Source organism: Sulfolobus sp. E5-1-F, from assembly GCF_009601705.1.
In the GTDB taxonomy this organism is placed as follows: domain Archaea; phylum Thermoproteota; class Thermoprotei_A; order Sulfolobales; family Sulfolobaceae; genus Saccharolobus.
The window spans coordinates 1420429-1441707 of record NZ_CP045687.1; the positions used below are offsets into that span (position 1 = coordinate 1420429).

Annotated in this window: 21 protein-coding genes, 1 tRNA gene and 1 pseudogene; 7 read left to right on the forward strand and 16 right to left on the reverse strand. The window is 35.0% G+C overall.

From position 1 onward, the window contains the following. Nucleotides 1–31 precede the first annotated feature (31 nt). The 6 genes from GFS03_RS06960 (at nucleotide 32) to pyk (ending at nucleotide 6845) form a co-directional block, all read left to right on the forward strand. Complete coding sequence (locus tag GFS03_RS06960; protein WP_153423136.1) at nucleotides 32–1375, forward strand: glycoside hydrolase family 57 protein; 1344 nt, start codon at nucleotides 32–34, stop codon at nucleotides 1373–1375. Continuing rightward, nucleotides 1362–3062: a glycosyltransferase gene (locus GFS03_RS06965; protein WP_153423137.1), complete on the forward strand. Its 1701-nt coding sequence runs from the start codon at nucleotides 1362–1364 to the stop codon at nucleotides 3060–3062. Before GFS03_RS06960 ends, GFS03_RS06965 begins: the two co-directional genes overlap by 14 nt. A gap of 9 nt (nucleotides 3063–3071) precedes the next feature. Then, the gene (locus GFS03_RS06970) at nucleotides 3072–3758 is read left to right on the forward strand and encodes a hypothetical protein (protein WP_153423138.1); all 687 of its coding nucleotides are present in this window, start codon (nucleotides 3072–3074) and stop codon (nucleotides 3756–3758) included. Further along, complete coding sequence (locus GFS03_RS06975) at nucleotides 3755–4852, forward strand: FAD-dependent oxidoreductase (RefSeq protein WP_153423139.1); 1098 nt, start codon at nucleotides 3755–3757, stop codon at nucleotides 4850–4852. The genes GFS03_RS06970 and GFS03_RS06975 overlap by 4 nt, the downstream gene beginning before the upstream one ends. A 122-nt stretch (nucleotides 4853–4974) precedes the next feature. Next, nucleotides 4975–5487 (forward strand): DUF1955 domain-containing protein, encoded by a 513-nt coding sequence (locus GFS03_RS06980; RefSeq protein ID WP_153423140.1) that lies wholly within the window; start codon nucleotides 4975–4977, stop codon nucleotides 5485–5487. Further along, nucleotides 5487–6845 (forward strand): pyruvate kinase, encoded by a 1359-nt coding sequence (gene pyk / locus GFS03_RS06985; protein ID WP_153423141.1) that lies wholly within the window; start codon nucleotides 5487–5489, stop codon nucleotides 6843–6845. The genes GFS03_RS06980 and pyk overlap by 1 nt, the downstream gene beginning before the upstream one ends. On the opposite strand, the pseudogene GFS03_RS06990 reads toward pyk, so the two are convergent. Beyond that, a pseudogene (locus GFS03_RS06990) lies at nucleotides 6825–7159 on the reverse strand (YidH family protein). The gene pyk and the pseudogene GFS03_RS06990 sit on opposite strands and share 21 nt — an antisense overlap. 134 nt (nucleotides 7160–7293) lie before the next feature. Here GFS03_RS06990 and rpiA point away from each other — a divergent pair. Continuing rightward, nucleotides 7294–7977: a ribose 5-phosphate isomerase A gene (rpiA, locus tag GFS03_RS06995; RefSeq protein WP_153423142.1), complete on the forward strand. Its 684-nt coding sequence runs from the start codon at nucleotides 7294–7296 to the stop codon at nucleotides 7975–7977. Here rpiA and GFS03_RS07000 read toward each other — a convergent pair. The 15 genes from GFS03_RS07000 to GFS03_RS07070 all read right to left on the reverse strand — a co-directional run bounded on the left by GFS03_RS07000 (nucleotide 7959) and on the right by GFS03_RS07070 (nucleotide 21210). Next, nucleotides 7959–8057, reverse strand: a tRNA-Leu gene (locus GFS03_RS07000). The genes rpiA and GFS03_RS07000 overlap by 19 nt on opposite strands. Before the next feature lie 48 nt (nucleotides 8058–8105). Then, on the reverse strand, nucleotides 8106–9491 hold the full coding sequence (lysS, locus tag GFS03_RS07005) for a homocitrate synthase (RefSeq protein ID WP_153423143.1): 1386 nt from the start codon (nucleotides 9489–9491) through the stop codon (nucleotides 8106–8108). A gap of 63 nt (nucleotides 9492–9554) precedes the next feature. Beyond that, complete coding sequence (locus tag GFS03_RS07010) at nucleotides 9555–9830, reverse strand: hypothetical protein (RefSeq protein ID WP_153423144.1); 276 nt, start codon at nucleotides 9828–9830, stop codon at nucleotides 9555–9557. A gap of 5 nt (nucleotides 9831–9835) precedes the next feature. Beyond that, the gene (pyrH, locus tag GFS03_RS07015; RefSeq protein ID WP_153423145.1) at nucleotides 9836–10516 is read right to left on the reverse strand and encodes a UMP kinase; all 681 of its coding nucleotides are present in this window, start codon (nucleotides 10514–10516) and stop codon (nucleotides 9836–9838) included. Nucleotides 10517–10548: 32 nt separating this feature from the next. Further along, nucleotides 10549–10731 carry a chromatin protein Cren7 gene (gene cren7, locus GFS03_RS07020; RefSeq protein WP_153423146.1) on the reverse strand — a complete coding sequence of 61 codons (183 nt, stop codon included), beginning with the start codon at nucleotides 10729–10731 and terminating at the stop codon, nucleotides 10549–10551. A gap of 111 nt (nucleotides 10732–10842) precedes the next feature. Continuing rightward, nucleotides 10843–11640 (reverse strand): SDR family oxidoreductase, encoded by a 798-nt coding sequence (locus tag GFS03_RS07025; protein WP_153423147.1) that lies wholly within the window; start codon nucleotides 11638–11640, stop codon nucleotides 10843–10845. Nucleotides 11641–11666: 26 nt separating this feature from the next. Beyond that, nucleotides 11667–12536, reverse strand: a complete 870-nt coding sequence (locus GFS03_RS07030; protein WP_153423148.1) for an NAD(P)-dependent oxidoreductase — start codon at nucleotides 12534–12536, stop codon at nucleotides 11667–11669. 22 nt (nucleotides 12537–12558) lie between these two features. Next, a complete protein-coding gene (locus GFS03_RS07035) occupies nucleotides 12559–13671 on the reverse strand; it encodes a pseudouridylate synthase (protein WP_153423149.1) in 1113 nt (370 codons plus the stop codon). After that, nucleotides 13640–14983, reverse strand: coding sequence for a signal recognition particle protein Srp54 (locus tag GFS03_RS07040; RefSeq protein WP_153423150.1), 1344 nt, complete (start codon nucleotides 14981–14983; stop codon nucleotides 13640–13642). The genes GFS03_RS07035 and GFS03_RS07040 overlap by 32 nt, the downstream gene beginning before the upstream one ends. Nucleotides 14984–14985: 2 nt before the next feature. Further along, complete coding sequence (locus GFS03_RS07045; RefSeq protein WP_153423151.1) at nucleotides 14986–15381, reverse strand: translation initiation factor IF-5A; 396 nt, start codon at nucleotides 15379–15381, stop codon at nucleotides 14986–14988. Between the two features lie 344 nt (nucleotides 15382–15725). Then, nucleotides 15726–16895 carry a DNA topoisomerase IV subunit A gene (locus GFS03_RS07050; RefSeq protein ID WP_153423152.1) on the reverse strand — a complete coding sequence of 390 codons (1170 nt, stop codon included), beginning with the start codon at nucleotides 16893–16895 and terminating at the stop codon, nucleotides 15726–15728. Then, nucleotides 16892–18484, reverse strand: coding sequence for a DNA topoisomerase VI subunit B (locus GFS03_RS07055; RefSeq protein WP_153423153.1), 1593 nt, complete (start codon nucleotides 18482–18484; stop codon nucleotides 16892–16894). The genes GFS03_RS07050 and GFS03_RS07055 overlap by 4 nt, the downstream gene beginning before the upstream one ends. Before the next feature lie 28 nt (nucleotides 18485–18512). Continuing rightward, entirely contained in the window at nucleotides 18513–19451 is a 939-nt protein-coding gene (locus tag GFS03_RS07060; protein ID WP_153423154.1) for a deoxyhypusine synthase, read from the reverse strand. Next, on the reverse strand, nucleotides 19448–20896 hold the full coding sequence (locus tag GFS03_RS07065; RefSeq protein ID WP_153423155.1) for an RtcB family protein: 1449 nt from the start codon (nucleotides 20894–20896) through the stop codon (nucleotides 19448–19450). The genes GFS03_RS07060 and GFS03_RS07065 overlap by 4 nt, the downstream gene beginning before the upstream one ends. 74 nt (nucleotides 20897–20970) lie before the next feature. After that, nucleotides 20971–21210: a hypothetical protein gene (locus GFS03_RS07070; protein WP_153423156.1), complete on the reverse strand. Its 240-nt coding sequence runs from the start codon at nucleotides 21208–21210 to the stop codon at nucleotides 20971–20973. Between the last annotated feature and the right edge of the window lie 69 nt (nucleotides 21211–21279).

Genomic DNA, 21279 nt, shown 5'->3' on the forward strand with positions numbered 1-21279 from the left:
TATTTATGATTGTTGTAAGTTATAAAAAGATATGAAAAGAATAATATTGGGATTTGAAGTTCATCAACCATTTAGAATTAGAAGAGATTTCTTCTGGAACCCTAGATTTAGGCAAAACTTAGAGGATAGATTTTTCGATACGGATAGAAATAAAGAGATATTTGAGAGAATAAAGAAGAACTGTTATATTCCTGCAACTAATATAATACTCAACTCCATTGAAAGAGCTGAAGAGGAAGGTAAAGACGTTAAATACTTCTTTTCAATTTCAGGTACTTTCTTAGAGCAAGCTGAAAGATGGGGAAGAGAAGTAATAGAGTTGTTTCAACAATTAGCGTATACGCATAAAGTTGAGTTTCTAGCACAAACCTATTACCATTCAATAACTGGACTTTGGGAAGATAAAAGTGAGTGGAAAGAGCAGATTAAAATGCATAGGGATGCTATAAAATCGTTTTTTGGGCAATATCCTACTACTTTTGAAAATACAGAATTAATAACTAAAAGGGATATTATAGAAGAAGCTGAAAAGATGGGCTTTAAGATGATTTTAAGTGAGGGAACTAGCAAGAATTTAAATGGAAGAAGTCCAAATTATGTATATAAATTAAAGGGACATGAGATTAGAATATTGTTTAGAAATTATATATTAAGTGACGATATAGCTTTTAGATTTTCTAATCCAAACTGGGATCAATATCCGTTAACAGCTTCCAAATATGCTGATTGGATAAGTAAGAGTGAGGGAAATGTGGGATTAATATTCGTAGATTACGAGACTTTTGGAGAACACCACAAGGAACATACTGGAATTTTAGAATTTCTCAAATGGCTACCAATAGAGCTTGAGAATAAAGGAGTGGAAATGATAATGCCAAAGAACGTTTACAATGATGTCTACGATGAAATAGAGATCTCTCATATCACATCATGGGCAGATATAGAAAAAGATGAGAAAAGTTGGTTAGGTAATATAATGCAATGGGCTTACGATGACGCAGTCAGAAGAGCTGAAATGCCATCAAAGGAATTGGGTGGCGATTATTTAAGAGTATGGAGATATTTTACTACGAGCGACAACTACTATTATCTTTATTTAGGGCATGGGAGTCCAGCTGAAGTACATTCATATTTTAACGCCTTTGGATCCCCGATAGACGCGTTTATAAATGAATTTTATGCAATATCAACATTTATACATGAGGAGATAAATAAATTAAATATTAGGAATGAGCCTTATATATTCATGTTAGGAGATAAGAGAGCATCAATAGCTTGGAATGAAAAAGAGTTCATGGAAATTATAATGAGAGATGAAAGGTTTAAAACTCATTTGAAAAACTTAAGGCAGTGGTTAGGAAATGAGAAGGATTGAATCATTATGGTTACCTGAGGATATTAAAAAAGTGTGGATGATAACATTTGAATTGCAAAAGATAGCAAGCGTGGGAGGATTAGGAAATGCTGTATATAATATTGCTAAACATCTAGCTGAAAAAGGAGTAAACGTTACGGTTTTCTTACCATCTCATGGAAGACATCTAAATGAATATTATAGGTCTCTCTTAAGTTTAAGGCATATTGACATGGTTGTTGAAGGAAGAAGAAAGGGTATAGATAATAACTATTACAATTATAAAATAGGGTTTGAAGAAGGAAAAATAGATAATTTCAAGGTAATTCTGGTAAAAGGATTAGATTATAATACTGGTAGGGTATTGGATTCGTGGAACGTTTATGATAACACATTGGAGAAAATTTCGTTACTAACAAGAGGATTAGAGGGGTTCACTTTAGGCAATATGTCTAACCTTCCAGATATCATCCATGCACAAGATTGGCACGCTGTAATTCCCGCAGTTAGGATAAAACAGCTATTGGAAGAGAGACGAACAATCATCCCAGTTATTTACACTATTCACTTACTGAATTATATCGGTGTACCTTGGCATTACGCTTCTCAAGACTGGTCTGGAATTGAGGATTGCTGGCATTATATTTGGATGGTAGCTAAGCACGAATTATACAAATATTCATATGTATGGGATGTGTTGTCAAATGGAAAAATTGAGAAATTTGGTTGTTACGAGTCTGATATGGTAAGCAGTGTAAGTTACAGTTATTTAAGTTTCGACGTATTTAATTTTGTAGGAAATTGGGTAGCCAATAAATCATGTGTAACATATAATGGTACGGATTGGGATGTAGAAGAGATTCAGAATAAGGCTGTTACAATGTATGGGACTAAGGATAGAAGGGAGTTAAGGAGAAGGCTACTTTCATCTCTACACTCACTTAGAGTTATTCCAGAGGATTACACTACTGGCAATATGCTATGGAATAGTAGAGGTATGTTAGGATTAAGAGATGATTGGACTTATGATGATTTAGGAGAAGGACCTTTGGTTTTATTTACTGGGAGATTAGTATATCAAAAGGGTGTAGATTTACTTTTTAGGGCTATGAAAACTGTTGTGAATGAAATAAATAATGCTAGGCTTTTGGTTTTTGGAATTCCATCCGGAGATTATAACTTACTTTGGGATATTATACAGAGGGCTTCAGAAATTAAGGATAACATGAGGTTAATAGTAGGTAGAATGGATTTAGATTTATATAAGTTATTTCATTACGTTTCTTCAGTCTTCGTCATTCCATCTAGATGGGAACCATTTGGTATAAATTCAATTGAGGCTATGGCTATGGGGTTACCAGTAATTGCCTATGCTGTAGGAGGTTTAAGAGAAACTGTAGTCGACATTAGAGAGGATAAGGATAATGGAACAGGTTTCTTAATTAAACCTGAAAGTATAGACGAATTAGCTAAAGCTATAAAGACTGCGTTATATTTGTCAGAGGCTTCTGAGCTTAATAGAAGCGATTTACTATATAAGGTGAGTGAGGTCAAAGTAGATAATGCGAGATACTGGGATAAGGTACGTGAAAATGCAATAACTAGGGTTAAGACTAGATTTAGATGGGACGCAGTAATAAACTCTTTAATTGAGTGCTATAGAAAGACTCTCGATATGGCTAAATATAGGGCTTTAGCCTCCTTTTGAGGAGATATTATGAATATAAAGGACGCATTGGAAAAAAAGGACGTCAATTATCTGATAAGGAATATAAGAAGTTTACTCAATTTACTAAAAAGTAAAGATGGATTAGAAAGAGAAGTTGGATGGAAAGCTATAGATTTCTTAATTGAAACCGGGAATGTTAATGAACTAGTTCAGTACAAGAATTACCTAAGATCGTTACTGTGGCACAGATTAAAAGGAGTTAGAGATGACGCTTGGAAACACTTACATGTATATAAGATCTTACAGACAATCGGAATCGAGAGAGCATTAACTGCGCAATCAGACAAGATAAAATGGTCTGCTTGGAATAATGTGCTAAATTTAATTCAACTAGAGATAGTTTCAAAAGAACATATCAGAAGCGTTAGATACGCCTACTGGAGATTGTTAAGAAGTATATATCCGACTATTAGGAAAAAAGCTTGGAGACATTTTGTTAAATTAGTTCATGAAGGAATATTTGACTCCTCAGATAAGGATAGGTTCTTAGAATTTCTAAAGAGTAACAAAGCAAATATTAGAATACTGGCTTGGAAGACAGCTTTTATGCTAGTTAAAGAAAATTTCATCAGTTTAGACGAGTTAAAGACGAATATTAGATATCTAGAAGAGCTAACTATGCAACAAAGTAAAGTTAAAAAAGTTGCTGAGAAATTAATTAAAGAATTAACTTGAAAGTTGGAATTGTAGGAGGAGGGATAGTAGGTTTATTTACTGCTTATTACTTAGGTAAGGAAGAGATAAAAGACATTATAATATATGAAAAAAGTTTCTTAGGAGCTGGCTCTATACATGCTGCAGGATTAATAGAACCATATAGATTTGATAAAATAAATACCATTAGCATGATTAAAAAGATGTTAAAATATAAAATGAATGGAAGTACTGACATAAAGGAAGTTGATAAAGTTTGGCTGATTGAGCTCATTAAGAATCTTGAAAAAGATCCTCCAAAAGAAGCTTGGGATACAATGAGAGAGATGGCTAAATTTTCTTTGTCGGAATACAAGAGGATGGCTGAAGAAAAGAACGATTTCGATTACTATGAAGATGGTCTTCTTGAATTATATCACAATTCTAAAGAGTTTGAGAATGGGATAGAGGATGAGAAAAAGAGTCCTTTTAGTCCTAAGTTTGAAGTAGAGGAGATAAGGGGTTTCGCAGGCGGGATATTCTTTCCGGAACTAAGTAGAATATCTACTGAAAAATTTGTTAATAGAATTTCAAGAGAAATCAGTAACAATATAAAGGTTAGGAGTGAAGAGGTTAGCAAGGTATCTGAAGAAGGATACATAAATGAGGAAAAATATGATTTAGTAATAGTAGCAGCTGGGATTTGGTCTAGAATCCTTAAAATTCCATTAACTGCGTTTAAGGGTTATGGGTACAGAGTAAAAGGCGTTAGCAATTTAAATCGCGCTGCAGTTATTGTAGATTATGGTCTAGCTATCTCGCCATTAAGTGATCACATAAAGATAACTGGAGGATTTGATGCAGACTTTTCAATTGACTCTAAAAGAGCTGAAAAATTTCTAAAAAAGGCTGAAGAATTAGTTGATATTCAATACGTTATCGATCTAAACATGGGTTTTAGGCCATGCTCACCAGATGGTTTCCCAATAATAGGAAGGAGAAATAATCTAGTATTGGCTACTGGAGCGTGCAGATTAGGATGGAGTTATGGGCCCGCTATGGGTAGATACGCTGCCGATCTAGCTTTAGGTAAAGTGAAGGATGTCGGCTATCTTTCACGATACTATCATGAATAGAAGCTGGATATACCAGACCAATAATGTTTAAAGTATAGAAAATTCCCATAAAATTCTAGTGTAATTTAAAAGAAATGGGGCTTAAGAAATAATTTAAACTATTAATACGTAGAGTATTATTGATGAGCGAGAGCCAAGAACTAAGAAGAAAATTGATTGAAGCTAAAAAACTGATATTAGATGGTTTTGTTGACCAAGGAATTGAACTTCTCTCTAAGACAATTACCTCAGAAAACATTAAAGAGTCAAATTGGGTTATATGTAATATAATAGATACAGCAGATTGTGAGGCTGTTGTAAAAACCCTAGATTCCATAGGAAAAATATTTGACATGTCTCCTTGTGCTAATATAAAGAGAATAGTTTACTGTTATGCGTTAAAGAATAAAATGAGTGAATACGTTGATTTAACACTAGACATTATAGTTAAGTTAAATAAAAAGGATTTATTAGATAAACTATACAATGATTTGAAAAATGAAAAAATCAATCCAGAGTTCTTATTGAAGATAGGAATTGCTTACAAGAAACTAGGTGCAGTTAGAGAAAGTAATGAGGTCTTAAGGAAAGCATGTGAAAATGGGTTAAAAGAAGCGTGCGAAAACATTAAAGAAATAGCTAGTAAGATTATGTAATGAGAAAAACTAAAATAGTAGCCACTTTAGGCCCTTCCTCAGAAGAAAAGGTAAAGGAGCTTGCAGAATATGTTGATGTTTTTAGAATAAATTTTGCGCATGGAGATGAAACATCTCATAAGAAATACTTTGATCTCATTAGAACGTACGCGCCAGAGTCTAGCATCTTAGTAGATTTGCCAGGACCTAAATTGAGACTAGGAGAGCTTAAAGAACCAATAGAGGTGAAGAAAGGAGATAAAATAATTTTCTCCCAAAAAGATGGAATTCCAGTTGATGACGAGCTATTTTATTCGGCTGTAAAAGAAAACTCATACATCTTAATTGCTGATGGTACAATACGTATAAGGGTTACATCGAAAAGTAAAGATAGAGTAGAGGGAATTGTTATAGAGGGTGGGGTTTTATTATCGAGAAAAGGAATAAACATCCCTAACGTCAGTTTAAAATCTGGAATAACAGATAACGATTTAAAACTTTTGAAAAAAGCCTTAGATCTGGGAGCAGATTACATAGGTCTCTCTTTTGTAATCAGTGAGGATGATGTAAAGAAGGTAAAGGAATTTGTAAAAGATGATGCGTGGATTATTGCAAAAATAGAGAAGAGTGAGGCGTTAAAGAATTTGACCAATATTGTTAGGGAATCAGATGGAATAATGGTAGCCCGAGGCGATTTGGGAGTTGAGACTGGGTTAGAAAATTTACCTTTAATTCAAAGGAGAATAGTAAGAATCTCAAGAGTATTTGGTAAACCTGTTATTTTAGCAACCCAAGTGTTGACTTCTATGATAAACAATCCTATACCTACCAGGGCGGAAATTATAGATATCTCTAACTCAATCATGCAAGGTGTAGACTCTATAATGTTAAGCGATGAAACTGCAATAGGTAATTATGCAGTAGAAAGTGTAAGAACTCTTCATAATATCATAAGTAATGTCGAAAAGAGTATAAAGCATCGACCAATTGGACCACTAAATAACGAAAGTGATGCAATAGCTTTAGCTGCTGTAAACGCAAGTAAAATCTCTAAGGCAGACGTAATAGTAGTGTATACTAGATCAGGTAACTCAGTGTTGCGCGTATCGAGATTAAGGCCTGAATGCAACATAATAGGGATTTCTCCGGATCCTAAACTATCTAAGAAGTTCAAGCTATGTTATGGTGTAATACCCTTGAGTATAAGCAAGAAAATGGAATCCATAGATGAAATAATAGACATTTCAACCAAACTGATGGAGGAAAAAATTAAGGACTTAAGAGTTAAAAAAATTGTTATTGTAGGAGGGGATCCGAAACAAGAGGCAGGGAAGACTAACTTCGTTATTGTTAAGACATTAGAAAAGCAAAAGAAATGACAAAATTATTGCAAAGATTATGATTATAACAGAGAAGATAGTATTCTCAGTCTTTTTTGGTTTTATAGAACCTTTCTCCAAATCCTTTTCATAAGCTAAATACGTGTATAGACCGTAGAGTATAGTTAGTACACCTAAAATTATCATAACCTCACCGTAAATTATTGGTGCAGACTGAGTATTGTTAGTTGGTTTTAGAAGATGTAAAAAGAGTACAAATTTAGCTATAACAAACCCAAAACCTATTAGAGCGATTCCAGTTCTTATCCAGGCTAATAAGTCCTTTCATTTGCTAGATGATCAGAATTTGACATATTTAAACACCCTAAGGTTAAATACCTATGAATATAATTTGTTTATAAGTGATGAGCTTCCAGGCTTAGATCGATGAAGAGGGATGTGCAAACGCTGAGTTAGGTTTTATATTTACTTTACCAACCATTTACTCGTGGATCCAAAGGAATTGTTAGCAACGTACACTTTGAACTACCTAAGGGGAAAGAAGATTGTAGGCATTGGTACTGGAAAAACTGTTAGAAAATTGATAGAAGTTTTGAGTAAGGAAGAAAATCTTAAAGAAGGCGTATTATTTGTTGCAAGTTCGATCGATACTGAAATTGAACTAAGTAAACGCGGTTTTAAAGTAATTTCCCTTCTTTCTGCTATTCAACCTGAAATTTACGTTGATAGCTTCGATGTAGTTACTAAAGACGGTATTATGATAAAGGGTGGAGGGGGCGCTTTGCTTAGGGAGAAGCTTTTAACATATTTTTCTAAATATAGGATTTTTATAGGAGAATTTAACAAATTAAAGGATTCTAAATTGGTTGATGTTCCGATTGAGGTTATAAACGTTGGTGTAAGTTATGTTAAAGATAAACTAGAGAGAATGGGATTTAATGTGAGAATAAGAGAGGGAAGCGGCAAAATGGGACCAATTATTTCAGATAACGGAAATGCGATTTTAGACGTTTCCGTTAAGACTGAAGACTTGTGCGAGTTTGACAGAATGATAAAGACTATACCATCAATAGTAGAAACTGGGATTTTCTGCAAACAGTTATATAATAAGATAATATTAGCTAATGAAGAAGGTAGAATTGAGGAAATGTATGCGGGGGACGGGATTTGAACCCGCGAAGGCCTTCGCCAGCGGATCTCTCACTAAAGGGTCTTGAGTCCGCCCCCTTTGACCAGCTCGGGCACCCCCGCTCAATTTAAATATAAGCTCGTTTTCCTTAAAAAGTTTTAGAAGAGAATTTACATTTTCTTAAGGACTAATGACGTTAGTGTTGATCTCACACCTTTAGTCGCTCTTATACTTTCAATTATCTGGTTTAACTCGTTAGAGTCCTTAGCTTGAACCTTAACCAGAATATCGTAATCACCGGAAATTTCCATAACCTCTTTAACACCATTAATAACTGATAAACGACGAGTGACTGATGTGGTATAAACGTTAGAATCACATTTAACTGAAATTAGCGCTTCTATTTGTTCAGGTGGCCTTGGCTTTAAAACTCTTCCAGTTACCTCTTCAGCTAATTCTAGTAAATCTACATCTCTATAAAACCTTATAGTTGTATTTGATTTGATTTTAGCTAGAATCTGATCTATTTCAGCGTCACTAATCTTCACACCGAGTTTTTCGTATTTATCCCTTAACGCATGTTTTCCCGTATATTTATCAATAGTATAGTCTCTTGTTCTACCAAACGTCTCTGGAGGCATAAATTCATATGTTCTAGGATCATTTAGCACTCCTGCTACATGAACCCCTGCCTTATGTAGGAAAGCATAATCTCCAGTAATGGGATAGTTAGGTGGCATCGGAATTCCACTGTATTTTTCCACCAAACTCGAAACATATTGTAATTTATCTAGTTTAACGACTTCTATACCAAAATGATATTTAATAGCTGCTGCTATTTGTTGCAAAGGTACTATACCAACCCTCTCTCCAAGCCCATTAACTGTAGCATGAATAATTGTGGCTCCGCCTTCTATAGCGGCTAATGCATTTGCTACCGCTAAACCTAAATCATTGTGAGCGTGAATATCAAACTCTAGGTTTGGTACTTCCCTTGTCAACGCACTGAATAACTCCTTCGTTTTGGATGGATATAGTATGCCTACAGTATCTGCTATACTGACCCTATCTGCTCCTGCATCTCTAGCCGTTTTCGATACTGTTACTAAGAAATCGAAATCAGTCCTTGAACCGTCTTCTGCGGTAAATCTGACTTTTACGCCATGACTTTTAGCATAGCTAATTGTCTCAGCTATTGTCCTTAAGGCCTCCTCTCTAGTTACTTTGTGTTTTGCCTTTAAATGTATATCGCTTACACCATAGAATATTGCTATCCTATCTACTTCCAATTCTGCTGCAATTTCTATATCTCTTTTGACGGCTCTACTATGTCCTACAATTTCTGATGTTATAACACCCTCTTTTTTCAATTTCATTATTCTTTTTATCCCTTCATAAATATCTGGAGATACAGCTGGATGACCAGCTTCTATCATAGATACTCCTAAATCGGATAAGGCTTTGGCTATCTCTACTCTTTGATCTACAGTAAATATTACTCCGGGAGTTTGTTCTCCTTCCCTTAACGTCGAGTCTAAAATACCTACTTTTATCATATAAGTGAGAATCAAGGTAAAGGATATATAATGAATTCGGTAAAGAAAGGTTCGAATTACAAACTATTTTATAGTACTTAGTATCAACTGGTTCACATTCTCTATGCCTATTTTTTTGTAATATCTTTGCAGGATCTCTGCAATCATATCATAAAATTCTTTATTTTTTCTTACCTCATCAAAATGGCTCGAATATACATATATTATAGATGTCTTGATATTATCACTACTTCTTATATCTAGCTCTATCTCATCTAATATCTGCATAACCGTATCGAAATTTACTTTACCTTTAAATTGTCTTAATTTCATAAATTCTGGATCTTCTAGTATTGACATAACCATCACGCTGGCTCTATAATTGATGAAACTTCCTCTCCTTTTAATATGTTAATTATCCTATTAAGCTTTCTATAATTCATTACCACTACCCTTATCTTGGAACGCTCAACTATCTTTATTGCTAGAGGATCTAATAATTCATACGTGCCAGCTTGAACAGATTGAGAACCCTCTAAAATTTTCCGTAAGTCTTGAGTAGTTAAGTGAGGAATAAGTTTTACATCCGCATATACTCTTGGATCTTTCTCGTAGACACCATCCACATTAGTTGCAACAACTAAAGTTTTTGAAGAGGAGGCCTCAGCAACTAGCGCAGCTACTGCCGCAGTTGATTGCCCAGGCTGAAATCCACCTGTAACTACTACCTTTCCATGAGACCAATCTTGTATAAATTCCTCTAAACTTTGAGGGACGTGCATGTACGCTAAATCTTGCAAGGAGAACATTACTAGATAAGCATTAAGCCTTGATGCCCATATACCTAAAAGATCTAAGTAGGCTTCTCCTATTCCGATTTCTCTTGCTAGCTTTATATACCTTCTTGCAGTAGAACCTCCGCCTGTTACAATACCTACTCTAAAACCATTATAAACAAGCTCTCTGATACTCTCCCTTAAGACTATTAAATTGTTTACATTATCTTCATCAAAAAACTTACCACTTATCTTTAAAATAATGTTCATCACTTTACAAAAAAGAGGAAATAATTTTAAAGTTATATTGGATAATCATCTGGTAGCTTATGTCTGAAGTACTTTCCAGTTTCCGGATCTTTAAATAGACCTATCTTCACACCTTTTCTGCCTTTTGGTGCCAATGCCCATACCTTCTCTGGAACTAATTCAGCCTCTTTACCACCTGGTGTTTTTACTTTTACTGGTTTTTTACCCGAACTCATACTTTCTCTATAATACTACTATAGGACTAATTTTATAAACCTTTCCATGAGTTAGATGAAGTATAATGCCTTAAGTCCTTCAAGGGTAATATTAAAGGTTTATTTTAGCCCTTAAATCGCCCTTGTCATCCCACCATCAATTAAAATTGACGTTCCATTAATGTACCCCGCGTAATCTGATGATAAAAATACTAAAAGAGAACCTAACTCATTCTTTATATCCCCAGTCCTTCCAATGGGAATTTGAGAGATTACCTCTCTCTTCCAAATTGCATTAAATGGCTGACCGACTCTTTCTGCGTACCTTTTTAAAGATCTCTTGGCTCCTTCAGTTTCGAAGCTACCCATTAAGATTACATTAACATTTATGTTGTATTCACCCAATTCTTTACCAAGTAGTTTTGCCATTTGGATTAGAGGCGATCTCGTAATATCTGCTAATGAGAACATTCGTTGAGGCTCTTTAACTGTCCAAGAGGATAGAAAGAATATTCTACCCCATCTTTGAGCCTTCATGTATGGATATACCAGATTTGTCAGTTTTATTGCACTTAATAGATATAGTTTAATAGCGTATTCCCAATCCTCCATAGTATTCTCAAAAAAATATGAGGGTTCTTTGGGAGGATTCCCAGAGTTTACAATTAAGATATCAATTCCGTTCATAGTCCTTAAACTGTAGTTAACCAATTCCTCTAGAGATTTGAAATCAGTTAGATCTGATACAAAACCCCATACTGATGGTCCTATTTTCCTCATTTCTGAAACAGCTTTCTCTACTTTATCTCTACTTCTCGAAGATATTACAATATTACACCCTTCCCTTAAAAAAGCCTCAGCAATTCCCCTCCCAATTCCTTCTGTAGATGCTGTAATGAGAACTCTTTTACCAGAAATATTAATGTTCATAATAATTTAGGTATAAAAAGGGATTTTTAGGTTTTGGGAGAAAGCCTCTTAAAGACTTCAGCAATTGAAATAAAATCGAGTTCTGAATATCCTAAGGCTTCAGCTATTTTGTATAATTGAAGTACTAATGATGAAATCGGTGTAATTATCTTTAAATTTTGAGATTCCCTTACGACAATCTCAAGATCTTTCCTCATATGTTTAGTAGCAAACTGAGTAGAGTAGTCTTCTTTTAGTAATTTGGGTGCTTTTAATTCAGTCGTGGGAGATCTAGCACTACTTAACGTAGTTAAAATATTAACAACTTGCTGAGGATCTAACCCAGCTCTTATTCCGAAATTGTAGGCTTCCGCTATAGCTGCCACATAGGAGCCTAAAAGTAAGTTATTTACTAGCTTTGCGTAAAGTCCCATACCATTAGGACCCATGTAAACAACTGACGATGCCGTCTCTTTAGCTATGTCATTAACGATATCAAACTTATCCTTAGGTCCACCTACTAGTACTATCAATTTCTTTTGTTCAACAAATATTGAAGTTCCTATGACTGGAGCATCGAACATTGTACCGCCATTACTTTCTATTCTCCTAGCTAAGTTAATACTTAATGTTGGGCTAATAGTACTCATATCGATTAAAATCTTACCTTTCATCAGTGGTATTAATGGTTCTACTATAGACCTCACTGCATTATCATCAGCTAACATTGTTATTATAACGTCTGATGATTCTATAACTTCTTTAGGATTTAGAGCCCTATTTACTTTATACTCCTTTGCAAAACTCTCAGCTTTCTCTTGAGTTCTATCGTACACCACGTTAAGTTTATTGGCTTTAGCGAGATTAGCTCCTATTCTATATCCCATTATACCTAAGCCTATAAGACCTACTTTCATAAGCTAGCATTGCGTTTAATAGCTAAAAAGATTTTAGATATGTCACAACTATGTCCTTAATTCTTCCCTTAACATCGATTAAATCAATCGATAGTATTATAATTTCGTATTGAGACTGTAACTTACTTAATTTCTCCTTAAGCTCACTAAATGATTTAGCCTCGATAAAGAGATCATATATGTTTCCATATATTCGAACAGCTTCACTCAAATTACTTGTAGAATAAACTGTAACTCTATATCTCCTCATAGATGGTTTAGCAGACGATATAGCTTGTAATTCCCTTTTTCCCACAGTCATTACTTTGGAAATATTGTACCCTCCTACCTCTATCTTGTCTCTTTCCTCGTTTTCTATAACAATAGGGTAATCTGCTAGAACCCTTATACTTGTGGGTTCAGAAAATGCGAAAACAATCTTTTTCTGAAGTAAGGTATCAAGTCCTTTATTTCCTTTTTTAGAGAACCAAGAGGATATCGGTAGGTCTCTATTTAGACGATTATAAACGTATAAGGTCCTTATATTTTTAGATATAACAAAAACTTGTCGATCAGATAGCTTGTAGACTAGTTCTACATCAGGTTTTTCCAAGTTTGGGGGATATCCCCTTTCCGCTAACATTTTACCTACTTCCCTTTTTATTTCATGTTTTATACTCTCGTAATATATTAGGGCGAATTCTCTAATGAGTTCATTTTCCTTCTTCTTAGTCTGTTCATCTAATTCAACACCAAGTACATAACTTTTAGTAAATAATCCAGATAATAACTTGAGCGCTTTGTCAAAGAAATCTTGTTTTATATCTTCTATTTTATTTTGGCACAGATAGCAAGGATGAGTTTGGAATTCTGAAGAGAAATAAAGTTTATACCACTTTTCTGCTATTGGTCCGAGATTCTCCATTGTAGTTTTTATTGAAATAAGATCAGCTATCTTATGATCTTTTATCTTTTCGTCCAAGAACATCATTAATGAAATCTTAATAGCCTTACCCCTTTCTTTATTCTCTAATCCATATCCTAGTCTTGCAAAGCATCTTCCTAAACAGCTGTCACACAAGGGATATTTTGATAGTATTTGCATAGCTTTCTCAATTATCTTATTATCTGATTTTCCCTCCGAAGAGCTTATCAATATTGCCCCTCCTTCTTTTCACCATTTTCAAAAGCTTATTCATGTTGTTATACCACTCTAAAAGTTCTTTTACCTCTTCAACCTCCAACCCTGATCCTTCAGCTATTCTCCTCATTCTCGACTTATCAATGAGACTAGGATTTTCCAATTCCTTATATGTCATAGAATTTAAGGCAGCTAGCCATCTCCTAATTTTTTCCTCTCCTAATTTCAATTGGTCTTCACTAGGAGTGGGAAGAACAACTCCCAAACCCGGAATATGTTGTAGTACTTTAGAAAGGGGACCCATTTTCCTCAAAGCGATGATTTGTGCATAAACATCTCTAAGTGTTAGCTTTCCTTTACCTTCCATAACATCTTCCATTTTCTTTTGTATTTTCTCGTACTCCTCTAATCCTTTAACTTTCTCCAAAATTGATTCTATATCTCCCATTCCTAGTATCCTAGAAACATATCTCTTAGCATTGAATATTTCTAATTCGTCTATTTTTTCTCCAGTACCTATAAACTTTATCGTAGCTCCAGTAGCTGCTACTGCCGACAATGCTCCGCCTCCTTTTGCAGTACCATCCATCTTTGTTATTATTATAGAACCGATTGGACTTACTTGATGAAATCTAGACGCTAAATCGTAGGCTTTTTGGCCAATGGACGCCTCTATGACCAAGATTACATCATCGGGCTTTAATGCCTCGTACATTTCTTTCATTTCCTCTAGAAGCTTATTCTCTTCACCATATCCATGCCTTCCTGCAGTATCAACTATGATTATATCTATTTTGTTCTTTACAAACATATCAACTCCTTTTTTAGCTATCTCAACTGCATTGTAGTTATTTGGTTCTCCATATACTGGTACTCCAATCTGATTGCCTAACTGCAATAATTGTTCATAAGCAGCTGGCCTATACACATCAGCTGCCACTAAACCTACTTTAAAGCCTCTTCTTTTGTAGAAATACGCTAATTTCCCTGCAGTAGTTGTTTTTCCGCTTCCTTGAACACCAACTAGCATTATTATAAAAGGTAACTTTGTGGGATTAACGTTAGGCTCCTTATCTCCGCCAAATAATTTGGAAAGTTCATCATAAACTATAGAAATAAACCATTCTTTTCTTTCTAGAACAGATGGAGGTTTTTCTTTATTCAGCCTTTCTTTAATCTTAGCAGTTAATGAAAAAACTAGTTTTACATTTACATCGGATGAAATAAGAGACTTCTGAAGTTCTTTTATAAACTCGTCTACAGCCTTCTCATAGGGTGTAGATCCCGTGAGGAACTTTCTTACGGCATCCCTTATATTTTCTAACATTATTACTTGACCCTAACTATTTTTCTCCTTCCCATTATTTCCCAATACTCTAATTCCGCATTAGGTCTTATTTTAGAGGCTAGTTCATCTTCTGTTGGTTTTTCGATCTCGAAGGTCTCATAAGTTTCTAAATCCATTACTTGTATTTTGTCACCCATATCTGCAATTATTTGACCAATATGCTTTTCTATAATAGGAACTTCAACTTGCTGATCCACTGGAGCCATTAAAGTTTTCTTAGCTCCACTAAAAACGCCGATTGCAACTACATTAGCTTTTGCGCTGCCGTGTTTACCCGTTTTAGCCTTAGTGATTTCTACAACCCTACAAGGTTCTCCATCTATTACTACATAACTACCTACCTTGAGATCACCGACGGTCGTGTACGTAATGCTCATCTTTAACCCTCTTATGATATAAAAGGTGTTAAACTTTAAACTCTTACTCTTATTAAAAGCGCTCCGAGCTTTGGCCCCTCATCACTTTTCAGGCCTAGCTAGGTCTTCACAGCAGTTTTATTTTATTTAAACCAGATATTAAAGTATGCCATGGAAGATAAGGTGTACAAACTGCAATACTGAAAAAGTATTAAATATTAGCTTTGATATAAGTTCACAAAAAGCCATATATATCTATTGTAATGTGTGTAAGAGGAATACTTTTAATGAGATTCTAGGTTATTATGAATAGGAGTGATGAAATCTATAAAATTGATAGGAATGAAATAACCTGTCTCGGCTGATTAAGCAATATAGTCTTTGTTGGTTATTTTCTCTGGAATATATTGAAATGCGAGAAACTTTAGACCCTTGCTTGCCATAGCTTCAATTTCTAACTTAGCCTTCCTCTGTAGAAAAGTACTTATCTCCTCTTGCCATGCTTTAGTCTTAAACCACTCATAGTTCTTAATCTCCTCAGCTCTCTTTATGTCTGCATCCTTGGCCTTTATTATATAATTCTTTCTCTCAGCTTCACTTAGATAGGGTTTCTTTCTGGAGTTACCAAAGATATCACTCATTGATACGCCCAAAAACTTAGCATCCGGGGTAGCTAGCCTCTCACTCTCATAAGATAAAGATATTGAACCTATCCTGAACACACTGAATATATACCATCCATAGGGATCAGCGTCAGTTAAGATATAAACTGGCAATTTTAGCTCTTCATTAAGCCTTCTAACAAATCTTCGAGTAGCCCTATCTGGTTGACCTGCGCTTGTTACTAAAATGGACTTGTATTGCTTCCAAAAACCAGCTCTATGCAACTGTTGGAATACTGCATCTTTCTCCACTACTAGTACAAATTCTGCATCGACATCAATGAAATCTATCAAATCTGGCGTAGGTTCAATTGCATAGGCACCATGACCGGTTTTACTTAGATCTATTATATCATTTCCACTCCTTATTCTTAAATTACCTACAACTTTACCTTTTTCCTTACTGAGGATTAACATTTCTTCTCTTAGTAGAGATGTAAATACTTCAATATCAACTATAACACTATCAGATTCTTTTTGCTCATCCCACGTATTCTCTTCGGATATAATCTTATTGCCTTCTATTGACTTTAACAAAAGTGAGTGTTTCCCTCTGTAATAAAGGTCACGTATTGTGGGATATTCGTCACTGACTAAAGCATCGTAAATTATTGATGCCATTAACACAGTTTGCATAAATCGCTTCGCTTCATTCAAATCTAGGAAATTCCTCTTTAGTTTCTTTTCTCCCAATAATAACAGCTTTCTTTTTTCATCATAAATTGCATTAGATAAAGTTCTCATCGGAATTTCCATCACCAATGGTTCGCCTTTCTTGAGCTGCTCAACTAGATTAAGGAACTTCTCACGCAATATATTAGCGGCTTTCCTTCTCGCTTCCTTATCAACTTTTGATATAAATTCAGAACTCATTCACTATCCACCCTATATACCTTTCTATATTCTTCGATATTAATTAAATCTAATTTCTTAGAAATAAGTTTAAATAAATCTTCTGAGATCTCACCCTGGTACTTAGACACTAACTCTTTATTACCCGACGCTAAAAAGGTCGCTAGAGATCTACTAACCTCTGGTATATATTTTAAATACGCAAGTAATTTCTTCTTAGCTTCTTGTTCCTTTCTCTTCTCACTCAGATACTGTTTAAGTTTTCGTGCAACTTCCATCAATGCGTTCTTTATTTCCTTCTCTATGTCCTCTACTTCAGCTATACTTTCTTTACCAGCACTCTTATAAGGTATCTTGGTACTACATAAATGAACCATTACTACCATTTGATATTGATCCGACTCAATACCATACCTTTTCCAATCTAGCTCTTCAACGACTTTCCATATGACATCTGATTTCTCATCATAAATTAACGGAATCTTATTGGCATATCTTAAAACTATAGGCTCTTCGCTAACGGGTATACTGCCGCCAAATGCAACACCCGCTTCAACTATGAATGGATGCCCTTGGTAAGCTTTAGGTTTCCTAGTTATAGATGCTGCAAAGTCTGGATTAAAGATCTTTTTCAAACCTAATTCAATTAAATCTTCCCCTATTACAGATAATGAATCCGCTGATGGGGACCTAAAATCCTCATACTTTTTAAAAGTTTCAACTAGCCTAGTTATTTCCTCTTCTGTTAAATTCTTAACTTTCTTATTGGGCTTTAGTCCAGCTAATTCTAAGATTTTATCTGCAGTAGTATCTCCTATACTTTGAAATTCATTCACCAAAAATTCCTTTATGGTATAATCTCTCTTTAAATTATTTATTAGTATCTTTATTTCTTCCCTATCTACTCCATAGGGATGAGGCTTAACTTCTTGCGGTGGCTTAGGAATCTTATTTGTTAATCTTGGATAATATGTTATATTTCCTTCAGGATCTTTAAAGATAAATTCTGCATAGGGGGTTATAATGTAAGTCCTCTTAATATATTCGTAAATTCTTGATTTAGCCTTAGGCCAATCGCCCGGTATAGAAATTGCCACTGACGTTCCATGAAAACCCCTAGTGTTTTCAACAGATCCTCTTTCTACAATTACTGGTTCATTCTTATTTATATCAATTTTTAACTTAAAAGTGTATATTCTTTTAGAATTTATTGGAGAAGTCTCTATTTCTATAGGCTTATCTTGATGCATTTGACTATAGAGAACAGCAGCCTTTACACCCAGACCATACATACCCCTAGTTTGCCTATTTACATATTTTGAACTGTACAATACTCTACCAAAGGCATTAGGAACCTCCTGGGGAGGAATACCTATTCCATTATCAACCACATTAACCTTATATATTTGCCTAGCTTCATCAATTAAGTCAATCGTAATCTTAATATTAGGCAATATCCCATGCACGTCAGTAGCGTCCAGCGAGTTCTCTATTAACTCTCTAACTGTTTGATAAAGAGCCCTCGCTGGATTAGGGAATCCGGCTAGCTCCGGATTCCTTTTAAAGAATTCTGCGGGGGATAAGCTTGTAAACTTTTCTTTAGCAGACATAAATGTTACACCCTATATATTCCAATATTTAGCTTAATAAAGACGCGGCCAAAATAGGAACTATTATTGTCGCGTCTCCGTATATGGTTGCGTGTTTGGCATTTGGTCTAATCTTATTCCAAGATATTGCTTCTCTTGGTTTGGCTCCACTTAAACTACCATCATATTCTTGAGCAGTAGTTACATATACAGCGTAATCTAAACCATCTTTAAACTGATTCCACCATATCGTATGGTGCTTACTTATACCACCTCCTATTATTAATGCGCCACTCTTTTTGCAAGAAAAGACCAGATCTTTAATAAGCCGCATATCCTCAAATAGATTAATCTTAAAGTTCAGAAATTGAGATTGTATAAATAGATTTGTCCCAAAACTACCATCTACTATTCCAGGGACTATTATTGGAACCTTCTTCTCATAAGCTGCTCTTAGAATCGAATTAGAGTCGTTTATTTTCTTTCCAAACTCCCATAGTAACTCATACGCGGCTATTTCCTTTTTATCCTTAGTCATTTCAGGCAAGAATTTCCTTACAACGTCTTCAATAATTTTGCCATAGGATTCAAAGGGAACTAGAATATTTCCTAATCTGTGAATCTCTAGATCTTTTAGCATAGCATCATCAATATCAAAGGAACCTTTGTAATAGACCCCACCAAAGCTTCTAGCCAAATCATGATCTATCGTACCCCCAGTTGTTACTATTATGTTAAAGTATCCTCTTTTCACAAGATCTGCAAATAAGCCTCTTAATCCTGTAGAAACGAGATTTGCAGTAAACGATAGAAACCTCAAATCCGCGTCTTTAATCATTTCTTTAAGAATCTTAGAACCTCTTACTATGCCCTCACTACTAAAACCGTATATCTTATCAAATACATTAATTATATCACTATATTTCTCTAGATCGCTCAATGTTATATCTTCGACTGGATTTTTTAACAAATTCTCTCTATTTATCATCCTTTAGTAACCCCTATAGGTCTTAATCGCATAACCAATTTAGCGATTTTAACCTCATGAGCAACTTTAGCTACCCTATCAACGTCTTTATAAGCTCCTGGCGCCTCTTCAGCTACTACTCTCCTAGTGGCAGCCCTTACTACAATACCCTTTTCAGCTAAAGTTTCAACTACCACATTAGCAGGGTAATTTCTCACTGCAGCTTCTCTAGACATCCACCTACCAGCTCCATGAGGCGCTGTAAACCATGTCCTTCTACCCTCTGGAATTCCAACCATAACGTAACTAGCAGTACCCATACTACCTGGTATTAAGACGATCTGACCAATATTTCTATGATCAGCAGGGATTTCTGGACTACCAGGTGGAAAAGCTCTAGTAGCACCTTTTCTATGTACCAATACTTTCTTCCTTTTTCCCTCAATTACATACTCCTCAATTTTAGCTATATTATGCGCTACATCATAAACTATGTTAAGGTCTAGTTTCTCTGGGTCGACACCAAATACTCTGCCAAAGCTCTCTCTCGTCCAATGAGTAATCAATTGTCTATTTGTCCACGCGAAGTTAGCTCCAGACGCCATTGCATGAAAATAATCTTGACCCTCTCTACTTTCAAATGGAACTGCAGCTAGTTCCCTATCTGGCAGTTGAATGTTGTACTTCTTCATTGCTCTTTCCATAATTTGCAAATAGTCACTAGCTATCTGATGACCTAGGCCTCTTGACCCCGTATGAACCATGACCATTACTTGACCTTCGTGATCTATTCCTATTGCTTTAGCAATTTGAGGATCAAATATCTTATCAACAACTTGAATTTCTAAGAAGTGATTACCAGCTCCTAAAGTTCCCAATTGAGAAGCACCTCTTTGTTTAGCTATTAGACTTACTTTTGAAGGATCTGCCAACTCCCAGCTGCCATGTTGCTCCATATGATTCATATCTTCTTTCCATCCAAAACCCTTATCGACTGCCCATGCTACTCCCTCTGCTAATACTTGGTCTAGTTGTTGAGAAGTTAGTTTTACTTTACCCTCACTTCCTACACCGCTAGGCACGTTTCTATGTAGCTCCTCAACTAACTGAGCTAATTTTGGCTTTACATCTTTATAATCTAAATTGGTTCTGAGTAATCTAACACCACAATTTATATCATATCCTATACCTCCAGGACTGACAACCCCTCCTTCATCAATAGCAGTAGCCGCAATGCCGCCTATAGGAAAACCATAACCTTGATGACCATCTGGTAAAACGTAAATTGATTCTTGAACACCGGGTAAGCAAGCCACGTTAGTAGCTTGTCTTAATGTCATGTCTTGTTTCATTTTCTCGATTAAAACATCATCTGCAAATACGGTAACGGGAACTTTCATACACTCTTGAGTGCCTTTATCGATACGCCACTCGTATGAACTAACTTTAGTAATGTTAATCTGCATTTTTCAATCAAATACAGATATTACTTAGCCTAAATAAAACTATACCTATTAGTGGACTATTTATTTCAATAACCTTAAATTTTCTTTTCAGCTTTTTTGCTCATTTGTTCTAATATCTCATCATATTTCTTTCTCACCTTCTTTAATGAAGAATTAATGCAATCCGTATCAGCCTCCATAACTATCTCTTTAAGAAACTTGTAGGCACAACTTTTACTGTGGAAATATAGTTTATCATTACTAATTTCAATTATTATTCCTTGACCTTCCGGAAAAGATCTTCCACATACATTACAAGTGTATTTATGAGACATAGATTGAACGTTGATTTTATATTTTTAAAAATAACGGTAAATGGTGCTATTCAGTAAATTTGGCGTGAT

Bases quoted from the DNA above. Each gene is read 5' to 3' on its own strand.
- GFS03_RS06960 (WP_153423136.1), top strand. From the start codon at position 32: ATGAAAAGAATAATATTGGGATTTGAAGTTCATCAACCATTTAGAATT.
- GFS03_RS06965 (WP_153423137.1), top strand. From the start codon at position 1,362: ATGAGAAGGATTGAATCATTATGGTTACCTGAGGATATTAAAAAAGTG.
- GFS03_RS06970 (WP_153423138.1), top strand. From the start codon at position 3,072: ATGAATATAAAGGACGCATTGGAAAAAAAGGACGTCAATTATCTGATA.
- GFS03_RS06980 (WP_153423140.1), top strand. From the start codon at position 4,975: ATGAGCGAGAGCCAAGAACTAAGAAGAAAATTGATTGAAGCTAAAAAA.
- pyk (WP_153423141.1), top strand. From the start codon at position 5,487: ATGAGAAAAACTAAAATAGTAGCCACTTTAGGCCCTTCCTCAGAAGAA.
- lysS (WP_153423143.1), bottom strand. From the start codon at position 9,491: ATGATAAAAGTAGGTATTTTAGACTCGACGTTAAGGGAAGGAGAACAA.
- GFS03_RS07010 (WP_153423144.1), bottom strand. From the start codon at position 9,830: ATGTCAATACTAGAAGATCCAGAATTTATGAAATTAAGACAATTTAAA.
- pyrH (WP_153423145.1), bottom strand. From the start codon at position 10,516: ATGAACATTATTTTAAAGATAAGTGGTAAGTTTTTTGATGAAGATAAT.
- cren7 (WP_153423146.1), bottom strand. From the start codon at position 10,731: ATGAGTTCGGGTAAAAAACCAGTAAAAGTAAAAACACCAGGTGGTAAA.
- GFS03_RS07025 (WP_153423147.1), bottom strand. From the start codon at position 11,640: ATGAACATTAATATTTCTGGTAAAAGAGTTCTCATTACAGCATCTACA.
- GFS03_RS07030 (WP_153423148.1), bottom strand. From the start codon at position 12,536: ATGAAAGTAGGTCTTATAGGCTTAGGTATAATGGGATATAGAATAGGA.
- GFS03_RS07040 (WP_153423150.1), bottom strand. From the start codon at position 14,983: ATGTTAGAAAATATAAGGGATGCCGTAAGAAAGTTCCTCACGGGATCT.
- GFS03_RS07045 (WP_153423151.1), bottom strand. From the start codon at position 15,381: ATGAGCATTACGTACACGACCGTCGGTGATCTCAAGGTAGGTAGTTAT.
- GFS03_RS07050 (WP_153423152.1), bottom strand. From the start codon at position 16,895: ATGAGTTCTGAATTTATATCAAAAGTTGATAAGGAAGCGAGAAGGAAA.
- GFS03_RS07055 (WP_153423153.1), bottom strand. From the start codon at position 18,484: ATGTCTGCTAAAGAAAAGTTTACAAGCTTATCCCCCGCAGAATTCTTT.
- GFS03_RS07060 (WP_153423154.1), bottom strand. From the start codon at position 19,451: ATGATAAATAGAGAGAATTTGTTAAAAAATCCAGTCGAAGATATAACA.
- GFS03_RS07065 (WP_153423155.1), bottom strand. From the start codon at position 20,896: ATGCAGATTAACATTACTAAAGTTAGTTCATACGAGTGGCGTATCGAT.
- GFS03_RS07070 (WP_153423156.1), bottom strand. From the start codon at position 21,210: ATGTCTCATAAATACACTTGTAATGTATGTGGAAGATCTTTTCCGGAA.